The 12,492-nt window shown below is 58.5% G+C and carries 10 protein-coding genes; 6 read left to right on the top strand and 4 right to left on the bottom strand.

Annotated features, from left to right (window positions below; all coding sequences use genetic code 11):
• The first annotated feature begins 816 nt into the window (after positions 1-816).
• The 6 genes from ACNJYB_RS07375 to ACNJYB_RS07350 all read left to right on the top strand — a co-directional run bounded on the left by ACNJYB_RS07375 (position 817) and on the right by ACNJYB_RS07350 (position 8,467).
• A complete protein-coding gene (locus ACNJYB_RS07375; protein WP_439373343.1) occupies positions 817-2,292 on the top strand; it encodes an acetyl-CoA carboxylase biotin carboxylase subunit in 1,476 nt (491 codons plus the stop codon).
• Between the two features lies 1 nt (position 2,293).
• Entirely contained in the window at positions 2,294-2,797 is a 504-nt protein-coding gene (locus ACNJYB_RS07370) for an acetyl-CoA carboxylase biotin carboxyl carrier protein subunit (RefSeq protein ID WP_439373342.1), read from the top strand.
• A 1-nt stretch (position 2,798) separates the two neighbouring features.
• Complete coding sequence (locus ACNJYB_RS07365) at positions 2,799-4,406, top strand: acyl-CoA carboxylase subunit beta (protein ID WP_439373341.1); 1,608 nt, start codon at positions 2,799-2,801, stop codon at positions 4,404-4,406.
• Between the two features lie 768 nt (positions 4,407-5,174).
• On the top strand, positions 5,175-5,924 hold the full coding sequence (locus tag ACNJYB_RS07360; protein WP_439373340.1) for a hypothetical protein: 750 nt from the start codon (positions 5,175-5,177) through the stop codon (positions 5,922-5,924).
• A gap of 14 nt (positions 5,925-5,938) precedes the next feature.
• The gene (locus tag ACNJYB_RS07355) at positions 5,939-6,628 is read left to right on the top strand and encodes a hypothetical protein (protein WP_439373339.1); all 690 of its coding nucleotides are present in this window, start codon (positions 5,939-5,941) and stop codon (positions 6,626-6,628) included.
• A gap of 303 nt (positions 6,629-6,931) precedes the next feature.
• A complete protein-coding gene (locus ACNJYB_RS07350) occupies positions 6,932-8,467 on the top strand; it encodes a class I adenylate-forming enzyme family protein (protein WP_439373338.1) in 1,536 nt (511 codons plus the stop codon).
• Between the two features lie 263 nt (positions 8,468-8,730).
• Here ACNJYB_RS07350 and ACNJYB_RS07345 read toward each other — a convergent pair whose 3' ends face one another.
• The 4 genes from ACNJYB_RS07345 to tnpA are packed head-to-tail and all read right to left on the bottom strand — an operon-like array spanning position 8,731 to position 11,772.
• On the bottom strand, positions 8,731-9,354 hold the full coding sequence (locus ACNJYB_RS07345) for a UPF0149 family protein (RefSeq protein WP_439369411.1): 624 nt from the start codon (positions 9,352-9,354) through the stop codon (positions 8,731-8,733).
• The gene (gene tnpC, locus ACNJYB_RS07340; RefSeq protein WP_439375492.1) at positions 9,351-10,910 is read right to left on the bottom strand and encodes an IS66 family transposase; all 1,560 of its coding nucleotides are present in this window, start codon (positions 10,908-10,910) and stop codon (positions 9,351-9,353) included. The genes ACNJYB_RS07345 and tnpC overlap by 4 nt, the downstream gene beginning before the upstream one ends.
• A 50-nt stretch (positions 10,911-10,960) precedes the next feature.
• On the bottom strand, positions 10,961-11,314 hold the full coding sequence (tnpB, locus tag ACNJYB_RS07335; protein WP_027577378.1) for an IS66 family insertion sequence element accessory protein TnpB: 354 nt from the start codon (positions 11,312-11,314) through the stop codon (positions 10,961-10,963).
• Positions 11,311-11,772, bottom strand: a complete 462-nt coding sequence (gene tnpA / locus ACNJYB_RS07330; protein ID WP_439369410.1) for an IS66-like element accessory protein TnpA — start codon at positions 11,770-11,772, stop codon at positions 11,311-11,313. The genes tnpB and tnpA overlap by 4 nt, the downstream gene beginning before the upstream one ends.
• Between the last annotated feature and the right edge of the window lie 720 nt (positions 11,773-12,492).

The raw sequence follows: 12,492 nt of genomic DNA, 5'->3' as shown, positions 1-12,492 counted from the left end.
AGACGCTCAAGGTCGCATTGGGCCGCGTACTCTTCCTCACAAACCGACGCGGTATGATACGCCACAGTCCTGTGCACCACGAGGCTGTCCGACACCAAACAATTGTGGTGCCGATAGTCGGGTGCAGTTCACTCGCACCCAAGATGAGTAACAATTGTCTCTTATCAGTGACTTTGGGATGCATTTGTCCATCGCGCTCATCCTCCGGTGAACAGGCTGATGGATTAAACCCAAGCTCTGGCGGCGCGTTCAGCCGTCCTCCCCGGAACGCCGCCAATCCGAGCAACCTACTTTCTCAGACAGCCCCCGTTGACCCTCACAAGACGGCTAATGCGGGCGGCAAGCACTCTCAAAGAGGATATCGTGAACCGAAGGCAACAGCTCTTTTCTCGCCGAAGCTATAGAGCAGCTTGGCATGTAACCGCTTTGATAGCTTTTACGGCGATTGGTTCTCTAAGCGCTGTGGCCCGCGATCGAGGAGCAACGGAGGGGGAGAAACGAGCGTGCACCCCGGATGTGTTTCGGTTGTGTAGCAGCGCCATACCTGATGTCGCTGCAATCACTGCTTGCCTCAGAACGAAGCTTAACAGCTTAAGTGACCCCTGCCGGCACGTGATGTCGGCACATGACAGCACAAAAGTGAAAGCAGACTCGAAATGACCGTCGCGCCAAGGGTACAAAGGACGGTCGTAATCGGCGCTACGTATCTCGATCCACAGGATCATCGCTAGCGTGTCGCATTAAATGGCCTCGACAGTCCCTCGTAGAGCGGACAACTCTCGAACGAGACCCACTCTGCGCTTGAGCGATAGGCGAATGAATAACTTTCCATTCGATACAGTTCTGATCGCCAATAGAGGCGAGATAGCCGTTCGTATTCTCAAGACCTTGCGACAGTTGGGCTTACGCTCAGCTATCGTCTACCATGATGTGGATGCCGCCTCGCCAGCCGTTTCCATGGCGGATACGGCAATCGCGATCGAGGGCTGTTCTCCAGTTGCTGCCTATCTCGACGCCGAGCAAATCATCGCCGCCGCGCGCAGAGCTCATGTCGGGGCATTGCATCCTGGCTATGGGTTTCTGTCGGAGAGCGCCGAATTTGCCAGAGCCGTTGCAGAGGCCGGCATTGTATTCGTCGGGCCAACCCCCGAAAGCATCGAATTGATGGGTGATAAGATCCGCGCCCGGAGATTTTCTCAGCAGATCGGATTTCCGGTCGCACCCTCAGCTATCGAAGAAGACGAACCGGAAACCTTCGCATCTAGAGCTCGAGCCCTTGACTTACCTTTGCTGGTGAAACCTTCGGCAGGCGGTGGTGGCAAGGGCATGAGGATTGTGCGCGATCTCGACGCCCTCGATGACGCAATTTCTCAAGCTCGTCGCGAGGGGCTGCGCTATTTCGGAGATAGCCGACTTTACGTGGAGCGATATGTAGACAACCCACGCCACATCGAAGTGCAGGTGCTGGGCGATTTATTCGGAAATGTGGTCCACCTCTTCGAACGCGAGTGCTCGGTGCAGCGCCGCTTCCAGAAGATCGTCGAGGAGACGCCTTCGCCTGCCCTGTCCGCAGAAATGCGGGAACGGGTCTGTGCAATGGCGGTCGGCATAGCTCGTAGCGCCAACTATCGAAACGCAGGAACCGTCGAATTTATCTTCGATGGGCATGAGTTCTACTTCCTTGAGATGAATACTCGTCTTCAAGTCGAGCACCCCGTGACCGAGATGGTCACCGGCATCGATCTTGTTGCCCAACAACTCCATATCGCCGCCGGGCACAAACTCGCATTTTCGCAATCCGACATCGTGTCCAAAGGTCACGCAATTGAAGCGAGGCTATACGCCGAAGCCCCTGAACGCGAATACGCGCCGACCACCGGGAAGATCCTCATGTTGGAGTACCCGGAGTGCGACGGTGTGCGCATCGATAGCGGTATCGTCCAAGGTCAGCAGATCACGACTGCGTTTGATCCGATGCTCGCAAAGGTCGTCGCACATTCGTCCACACGCCGTGAAGCTGCATTGAAGGTGGCACATGTGATGCGACAGCTGGTGCTTCTTGGCTGCGAGACAAACGCCGATTTTCTGGCGCGCCTGCTCATGGACGACACATTTTTAAGCGGACAGATTCATACCGGTTATCTCGATGAGCATCCGCAGCTGGCCGTTGGCCCACGTGGAAGCGACCTACCCGCCATCTTGGCAGCCGGTGCACTCCTGACCAGGAGTGTTCGGGATTCGGCAGACGCCGTGCCCAGGCTTCACGCGGAGCTGGGCAAGTGGAGAAACTGACATGAAGCACTGTTTTGAGCTTAATGTCGATAACTATGAATTGTGGCTTTCGCCCGGCCAACGCGACTATCGCCTTCACTTGGGCGATGAGGTGATTGCGCCGGTGGCACTCTCACATCATTTCGACGGAAGCGGTCTCCTTGTCATTGCGAACGAGAGCGTGCCGATCAGATTTGCAACCGACGGTGACACACTTCACCTGCATATCTTCGGCAGGACACACATCATGCGATACCGCGACCCATTGCGAGAACTTGCGTGTTTGGACGAGGAGGCAAGTCATCTCGTGGCCCGCGCGCCAATGCCCGGCGTCGTGATTGCGACCAAGGTTTGCCGAGGTGATGTGGTCTGCGCCGGCGCGACGCTGATGGTGGTCGAGAGTATGAAGTTGGAATTTGTCGTACGCGCTCCTCGGGGCGGCGTGGTCGAGCGCATTCACTTCGGTGTAGGCGAGAGTTTTGAGCGAGGCCTTGCTTTGGTTACGCTTTCCGAGGAAAGGCGCTGACATGCAGCGGATTGTCTCTCGGGTCGACACCACGTCGCAAGATTTTCGCCTCAACGAGCTCCATAACCGACGACTTGCGGCCGAACTGAAGGAGCGGCAGCGTTCCGCTCGCTTCGATCGACCGGCACGAGACATGGAGCGTTTGCGGCAGCAAAACAAGCTATTCGTTCGCGATCGGATCGATGCGCTGCTTGATCCGGAAACGCCATTTCTCGAGCTATCAACCCTCGCCGGCAACAAGGCCTACGATGGAGAGGTGCCATGCGCAGGGCAGATTGTCGGCGTCGGCGTTGTAGCGGGTCGCGAGGTCATCGTTCACGCGGATGATGCTAGCGTGAAGGGCGGCGCTTGGTATCCGCTATCCGTCAAGAAGATTGTGCGGGCGCTGGACATTGCGATCGAGAACCGCCTTATGGTCGTCCATCTTTGCGACTGCGCGGGCGGTTTCTTGCCTCTGCAAGCGGAGTTCTCCGCTGATCGCTACCACGCAGGTCGAATCCTGCGCAATCAATCAATTCTCTCTAAGATGGGGGTGCCGCAGGTCGCTATCGTTATGGGTCACTGTACTGCGGGAGGGGCCTACGTCCCGGCGCTGAGCGATTACAACATCATTGTGCAGGGGAACGGAGCCGTCTTTCTCGGCGGACCTCCGGTCGTAAAGGCCGCCACTGGAGAAGTGGTGTCAGCCGAAGAGCTTGGTGGCGCTCAAATTCATACGAGCGTGACGGGAACGAGTGACTACCTCGCGACGAGCGAAATGCATGCGATTGCCATCGCGCGCGACATTGTCGCTCACACGAATCGTCCAACGAAAGAAGCCGTTGATCGGGCCGCTCCGGAGCCTCCCGTCTACGACGCATCCGAACTATACGGCATCATTCCAAAAGATCCCCGCGTTCAATTTGACATTCGGGAGATCATCGCTCGCCTCGTGGATGGTAGCCGGCTCCATGAGTACCAACCGAACTATGATCAAACCCTGATATGCGGTTTCGCGCGTCTTCAAGGATATCAGATCGGGATTATCGCAAACAATGGCGTGCTGCAGAACCACAGTGTTCTGAAAGGCACGCACTTCATCCAACTCTGCGATAAGAACCGGACGCCATTGCTTTTCCTTCAGAATACCACTGGCTTTATGGTTGGACGAGAATACGAACAGGATGGCATCACCAAGAACGGCGCCAACCTCATCATGGCCGTTTCCGCAGCGTCGGTCCCTAAGCTTACGGTGATCTGCAACGCCTCTCACGGAGCAGGAACATTCGCCATGGCGGGTCGAGCATTCGATCCCCGTTTTATGTTTACTTGGCCACAATCGCAGATTTCGGCCATGGGCGCGGAGCAAGCGGCAGGCGTGCTAACCCATGTCAAAGCAAAGCAATTGGCTCGTGAAGGCGGGCGCTTGTCGGACCAAGAACTGGCAGCCATCCGAGAACCAATTATGAGGGAGTATCGGGCGCGATCAAGCGCCTATTATGCGACTTCGGAGCTTTGGGATGACGGCATTCTTGATCCCGTAGATACCCGAAACGCACTCTCAATCGCCTTAAGCGCTTCGCTTAATGCTCCAATTGAAGCGCCCCACTACGGTGTCTTCCGAATGTAGCGGTTTGCGCGCAGCCACATGAGCATATTTTGACTGCGCTCGGTCGCACTGCCGCTCACTTCTACGTGGGAGAGCTCCAATCTAGTCGGTCTTCCCACTTTACTCGACGCGCCACGCCCTTTCGTCGGAACGCACTTGTTTCCACCGATCCGAACTCAGTAGCAAGATGACACATGCAGAAGCCCCGCCCATGCAATGCCCGAAATGTCATGCCAATGATCAACACGCGTCACATGATCCCTGGAGCGGTCGTCCTGTGATCTCCTGTAGCGCCTGCGGCCATTTTTTTGAGATCGAGGTGGTCGAGCGCGAAAGAGCATACGCCATCATCGCCGAAGTCGTGGCATCACACTTGATTGGTGAACACAAGAGTGGCGCTCAGCGCGTCGCATGCGAGATCCTCGAGGCTCTTAAAAGTGCCGGCTTGACGATCCAACGCGCCTGCACTTATCGGAGCTCGCCGTCGTCGACGATTGATTCATCAACTTAGCCGCGGCAAGTCCATCTATCATGATGGCTGCCGCATTACTCCCCAACCGAAGAGAACGTTCTGATGCCAATCAAAACATACAATCTGCAACATGAACCGAGTTGCGCTCGCTTCCATGTCCGTAATGGACCAGACAAACTATAGCATCGGTCGATGTTGCGCAGATCGGACGATCTCCTCCTTTGGCCGTCATAGTGCCGAAGGCAGGAATGGAAACACACAGACCGCGCGCTTCGCGGTCGCGTGGATTGAAGAACAAGCATCTTGAGAGGACTTCTATGGGAAAGCCAGTTGTAATTGTGGTCGGCGCAGACAAGGGAGGGGTCGGTAAAACAACCGTATCTCGCACGCTTTTGGATTATTTTAGCGCGAATAATGTGCAAACCCGCGCATTCGACACCGAGTCGCCCCGGGGGACACTGAAGCGCTTTCATCCTGCGATCACCGAAATCGTCGACATGACGAGAACCGCGGACCAGATGAAGATCTTCGATACGCTGAACTCGGGCCTGTCCGTCACGGTCATCGACGTTCGAGCCGGACTGATGTCACCAGCCCTAGCGTCCCTACGAGACATTGGCTTTTTGGACGCCGCCCGGTCAGGCCAACTCACCTTCGCCGTGTTCCATGTATTGGGATCGTCCATCGCCTCGCTAGACGAGATCGCCGAAACAAGCGATTTCATGGGTGGGGCAAAATACTTCCTGGTCAAGAACTTCATCAACGACACCCAGTTCTTTCAATGGGATCAGTCGACCTACAATTCCTATTTCAACCGAATCAAGGACGCCACTGATCTGACAATCCCGAAACTCAACGAGATGGCGTATGAACAGGTCGAGGTCGCCTCTGTTCCGTTCGTCAATTTCGTCGCAAACAAGGGACAACATGATGACGCCGCGAACTTCTCGTTTGTGCTGCGCGGCTACGTACGGCACTGGCTCGCCAATGTCTGGAGCGAGTATGACCGCATCAACCTAACAGACCTCGCCGGCGCGAAGTCGGTGACCCGTGCGGGTGAAAGATAGCCGCTTGCGGACCTATGCGCACTGGTTTGGCGGTTTTGCCCATCCCCGTCTACATCATCTGCTCTGCAAGCCCGCAGGTCGGAAAGACACTGATTGCTCGGCTCTTGAGCGAATTTTTGCTGCTGAAGAACGGTGCGGTGCTCTCCTTCGACATCAACCTGAGGGAGCCATCCTTGCTCGACTATCTCCCCTCGATCACAGAGACAGCGGATGTCACGGATACCTACGGCAAAATGCAGCTAGTTGATCGACTTGTTCTCAACGATGGAGTGGCCAAGGTGATCGACCTTGGCTTCCACGCTTTCGACGAGTTCTTCAAGATGTGCGGCGAGATCGGCTTCCTGAGCGAGGCGATACAACAACGGATCGTGCCAATCGTGCTATTCGTGGCAGATACTGACCGGGTCTCGGCCCGCGCGCATGAAATGCTGCGGCGGCTGATTCCGACGCAGATTCTGATCACCGTCCATAACGAATTCTTCGTCCGCGGCGACTTGTTCGACGCCATGAACCAGGGCCGGGTGGTCCGTTTGGCGGCACTGCCGGTATTTCTACATAACTACATCTGCCGACTAGGCTTGTCTTTCACCGGCTATCTACGCCATGAGAGGGACTCTTCGTCGGAGCTTCATCAGTGGATTCGGCAGAATTACACGATTTTTCGCGATATCGAGCTGAGTTTAATCCCCCAATGGTCGCGTTGACGCAGGACACAGCTGGTCCGACAGCGAGAATTGGGGTCGATCTGTTGCGACGACGTAGAAATTCTAGTTGTGCCGAACACCTCTGATCCCAACCCGGCCGCCCCCAGTCACACCGGCCTTCAAAAGAGTGCGGCCAACTCCACTCGCTGATTGCGCCTCGGCTCGAACCCTTTGGCTGGCGGTTTAGCTGCATTCGCCCGAGCGGCGTAACGCCGGTCACGACCCTTAAGAAATGCCGACACGCGTTGGTTCCACCAATTGGTGCGAGCCCTGTAGGGCCCAACGACATGGGATGTCTGATAAGTGAATCTCTCCACATTGATTGAGCGCAACGCAGCGTTCGCCCCTGACAAGGCTGCGGTCAATTTTGAGGGCGGCACCTTAAGTTACGCTGATCTTAATGGAAGCATCGGCCGGGCAGCACGGGCTCTGCAAACTGCATTTGGCGTCAAGAGAGGCGATCGCGTCGCCCTCCTGAGCCTAAACCGCCCTGATTATCTAATTCTCCTCTACGCTTGTGCCCGGCTCGGGGCAATATTGGTTCCGTTGAACTGCCGATTGGCGGTATCCGAGCAGCTTTTCATCCTATCCAACGTTGGTGCTAAGGTTCTGGTCCTTGAGCAGGCTTTTGAAGCAGTTCTGCCGATCTTGCTAGATACGCTGCCCGATGTTGCAACTGTAGGCTTCGGCTTTCCATCTTGCGGTGCGTGCACGTGGGAGGGCTTGTTGGATCAGATACAGGCAGACAACTGCGATTCCTGCGCAGACCTGGCCGACCCGCTTCTGATCGTCTACACTTCAGGCACCACTGGCCGGCCGAAGGGAGCAGTGCTGCGCCAGGAGGCCCTGCTATGGAATGGCGTGATGAGTCAGCACATGCACGCCCTGACCTCCGACGATCATGTGCTGACTGTATTGCCACTATTCCACGTCGGTGGGCTCAACATTCAGACGACGCCTGCATTACATCTCGGCGCGACTGTCACAATCCATCCACGCTTTACGACTGAGGCTACCCTTGCCGCGCTCAAGGATGATCGCCCCACTTTGACCGTCCTGGTGCCTGCGACGATCCAGGCTTTGACCGACGACCTCAGGTGGTCCAGTACCGATCTTTCATCACTGAAGGCGATTTCCGTCGGCTCAACGATTGTGCCGCAGCATCTCGTTGATCGCCTGGTTGCGCGCCGCGTGCCGGTCCTCCAGGTTTACGGCTCCACGGAGACGAGCCCCATTGCGATTTATACGAGGCTCGGCGGAGATCTTTCGCGGAAGGGGTCGACCGGCCTGCCCGGACTATGCTGTGAAGCGGTTGTCGTGGATGATGCCGGAAACGAGTCGCCCGCAGGGACTCCAGGTGAGATCGTTGTACGCGGGCCCAACGTCTTGCAGGAATATTGGGGCAATCTTCCCGCTACGAGCGAGGCTATGCATGACGGGTGGTACCGTACGGGCGACATCGCCTGTCGCGACACCGACGGATACTTTTGGGTCCATGACCGAAAGAAAAACCTGATCATCTCCGGTGGAGAAAATATCTATCCGGCGGAGGTCGAGCGCGTACTTTTAGAGCATCCTGATGTTGCGGAATGCGCGGTCATCGGCCGACCCGATCCACAATGGGATGAGGTGCCGATTGCCTATGTGATCAGGCGGTCCGGATCCCGGATAGACGCCGGGACACTCGTCACGCATGTGCAATCGCATCTTGCACGCTTTAAAGCTCCGCGCGAAATTTTCTTTACGGAGGAATTGCCTAGAACGGCGCTGGGCAAGGTTCAGTACGCTATACTCAGAGACCTCGATTCTCGATCAGATAAAACGGATTTCAGCGATTGACGACCGGACACTGGGCGTGGTCGCAATGCGCCCTCGCGCTCGTGCGTTTTACCCGAGCGTGGCAGTCGGTCCCATGCGGTGTGTGTGTGTCCAAAGCGCTCCGAGGGGGCATCTCAGTTACAGCGATCACGTTTGACGCGGTAATAGAGCAGTATTTCGCCCAGCCGTTGCCTCGGGAATTTTGGATAATCGGCGAATCAACCATCGTCGAGCCAACGGATCAGATCAATTGTAACCGGTATGAGCTCCCACGTCCGCTGTGATCAGCGGGCGCGTGCGTAGCGGATCGGCATCCAGTATTGGCGCAGCGCCTCGACGGCCGCTGGAATATCGAGGTGGGCGTTGCGGAGAAAGTCCTCGGTCTCGCGGCCGCTTCGCGGCGGTCCGAGCAGCGGACGGCCCTGATCGTCGCGACAGTGCAGCAGGACGGGTAGCAGCAGGCCGTGATTGACGTTGCTGGTGTCCAGCAACGGCGCCCACGCCGACAGCCTGAGCCGCATCGCGACATAGAAGCCCTGGCACCAGGGACGCGCATCGATATCGCCATTGACTTCACGCCGGTGCATCGGCGCGAACTGGCGAGGCGTGGTCGAAAGGGTCTGGCTGATCTCGTTATGACGCAGCGCAACGGCGGAGATCGCCGCGAACTCCGGAGTGCCGCCGTGGTTGAAAGCATCGGCATCGATGGCGAGCAGCGGGCAGATCCAGTCGAGTGGGCTCATCGACACTGGTCCAGCCACGATCGCGGCGACGTAGCCGTCGAGCATGGGAAGACTGGTGGCGGCAGGATGCTGATCGACGCGAGCTTGGAGCCATCTCTCGAGTTCCGCAAGCGGCATCGCGGCGGCGGCCATCGACGACGATGTTTTATGGCGACGTGGGCTCATGCGGCAGCTTGTGCGACGCGCTCGCGTGCCGCCTTCCAATTCCAGGCAAGCAGCTCGTGCAGCTGATGGCTCTTGGTTCGCCCTGAAACGATGCGTTCCAGCACGTCGTTCAGATAGGCCTGCGGATCGAGCTCATGGAGTTTTGCCGTGTTCACGAGCGACGCCAGGATTGCCCAGCTCTCAGCACCGCCGTCGCTACCGCTGAACAATGAGTTGCGTCTCCCCATGGCAATCGGGCGCATGGAACGCTCGACCGTATTGCTGTCGACCTCGACGCGGCCGTCGCGGAGAAACAGCGTCAACCCGTCCCAGTGATTGAGCGTGTAGTTGATCGCCTCCGTCAGCTTCGACTGCGAGAAGAGCTGGTCGACCATGGCGGTCAGTCGCGCCTTGAGCGCTGCCATCAACGGTGCGCTCCTGGTGCGGCGGGCGGCCAGCCGCTGCTCGGCGCTGCTGCCGCGGATCTCCGCCTCGATAGCATAGACCGCCTGCAGGCGTTCGATCACCTCGTGCGCGAATGGCGACTGCATCATCTTGTAGATCTCGACGAATTTGCGTCGGGCATGGGCGAGACAAAAAGCAAGCTGGATCGCGCCACCATGGCCGCGGGCGAGCGCCTTGTAGGCGGCATAACCATCCACCTGCAGAATGCCGGAAAAATCCGTCAATTGTCCGGCGATCTCCTCGGTGCCGCGGCCGTCGGCGAACACGTAGGCGACCGCCGGCGGCGAAGGGCCACCCCATGGCCGGTCATCCATGGCATGCGCCCAGAACTGGCAGATGCGGGTGCGATGTCGTCCGGGATCGAGCACGGGCATCGGGGTCTCGTCGCAGAACACGCGCGGCGAGGCCTGAATTGTGCGCAGCTGGAGCTCATAGAGGCTCTTGAGCCACCAGGCTGCACGCTTCACCCAGCCGGCAAGCGTCGCCCGGTCGAGATTGACGCCCTGGCCGGCCAGAATCTGCACCTGCCGATACAGCGGCAAATACCAGGCGAACTTCGAGACCACCACGTGAGTCACGAGCGCGGTCGAGGCCATGCCGCTCTCGATCAGGCGCGGCAACGCCTTCACCTGGACCACGCCATCGGTGCAGCTGCGGCAGCCGTATTTGGGACGGATCGTGCGCAGCACCCGCAAGATCGCCGGGATGATGTCGAGCACCTCGCTGACGTCCTCACCGATCTTGTGGAGCTGACCCTGGCAGCACAGGCAGGCCGTCGCCTCCGGCTCCAGCACCTGCTCGCAGCGCGGCAGGTGCTTTGGGAGTGCGCCGATGTTGCGGCGCGCCTTCTTGCGCACCTTGCCGGGCGGCTTCGCCGCAGGCACATCGTCGTTGGCCTGCACAGGCAACGTGGCATCGGTCTCGAGATCGCCCAGCTCAAGCGCGAGTTGCTCGTCCACGAGCACCGCAAGTCGCTCTGAGCGCTTCCCGAAGATCATCTCCTTGAGCGTCTGCATCGCCACACGCAGCTTCTCGTTCTCGGCGTCAAGCGCGAGCACCATCTCGGTCAGAGCTGACGGATCGGTCGGCAGAGCGTCGGGGCGAATCGCCATGATCGAACGATACATGCGCACGCTACACGCTCCAGCGAAATCCTCACCTCTCAGCCGACAACGGCCGGCTGCTTCACAGGCTTGGGTGAGACACGCGTCCACTCAAGCCCGTCGAGCAGCATCGCGAGCTGCGTCGCACTTAGATGCACCACACCGTCGCGGATCGGTGGCCAGGTGAAACGCCCCTGGTGCAACCACTTCGTCACCAGCACCATGCCGCTGCCGTCCCACGCCAGGAGCTTCACTCTGTCCATGCGTTTGCTGCGGAACACGAAGACGTCGCCACAATACGGGTTCGCACGCAGCGCTTCGCTCACCAGCGCCGACAGCGTGTGCACCGACTTGCGAAAGTCGACCGGCTGCGCCGCCAGCACCACCTTGAGGTCGGAGCGTAGTGCAATCACCGGATGCCCCGAAGCGCCGACAGCACCGTCGAAAGTGTCGCCAGCTCCACGCCCGGCTCAACCCGGATGCGAACCCCACTCAGCTCGATCTCGATCACCCCGCAGGCCTTCGCCGGCGGCGCGGCGATCTCGAAAGGCCTCGTCTGTGATGGCGAACTGCGCTCGGACTCGCCGGCCGTCTCGCCGTCGCTCTCGGCACCAATTTGGATCGGCACGAAGCTCGGCGCCTTGCCGGCCACCGCCGCCGCAACCTGGCGTCGCCACACCGTGAGCAGCCCGCGGGAAACGCCATTGCGCCGCGCCACCTCGGAGATGTTCGCACCCTCCTCAAAGCTCTCCGCCGCGATCCGCGCCTTCTCCTCGCCCGTCCATCGTCGCCGCCGGCGCTCCCCGGTGATCACCTCGACGCGACGATAGGAATCGCCTTCCTGCCTGGCATCAAGCATGGCATTTGCCATCGTTCCACCTCCACCGAACCGCTCATGCCAGGCTGTATCGCGCGCAAGCCGAGGGATGGCTAGGTGGGGGCGTCACGCCGGTTACGATCAATTGCACTTGTGCGCCAGCCGTCCTCCCCGACTTTTCAGGACGAAAGTTGACACAAGCATGAAAGATGTCAGGTCTTGTCGATTTGTCGCTGCAACAAGCGCGCGACGGCGTCACACTTGCTCGGTATGAAGGCGGCCGAGGTTGCTCGATGAATTGAAGAGCAGAATGCACATGAAACAGCCGGAGACTCGATACCTGTTCAGCACATCATCTGCTTCGATATAGCTCACGGACTATGGCAAGCAAAGAAAGCAAACGCTCCGGAGCTTCCCAGGAGCGGCGACAGACTCGTTGCGAAAGGTGAGTCAAGCTGAAGTAAGACTGACCTGCAAGAAGCGATCCCCTCTCGCCATCGGTCGTTTGAACTATCATTACCGTGCTGGCTGGCGTGACGTTCACAAAATCGGGCCGTGTGTCGATGAGTTCGCACTCGCGCAGCAAGCGTCAGTCGCCACGGCAGATGGTGATCGCTTATCTCAACAGCACGGTGGCCTCCGAGCCCTGCGCCAAATGGAAGCACGGCCAGCTGAGACATCAGACATCTAAGTGCCTTGAGTTTTGCCGGCCCCACTTCCGAAACGCGCCCTGGTCGCCGTCCCCGAACGCCCATGTACCCAAACCTGAAAGAT

This window comes from Bradyrhizobium sp. SMVTL-02, assembly GCF_051853005.1.
In the GTDB taxonomy this organism is placed as follows: Bacteria; Pseudomonadota; Alphaproteobacteria; order Rhizobiales; family Xanthobacteraceae; genus Bradyrhizobium.
The sequence above is the reverse complement of the archived record's forward strand: the minus strand, read 5'-3'. Positions and strand labels throughout refer to the sequence as shown.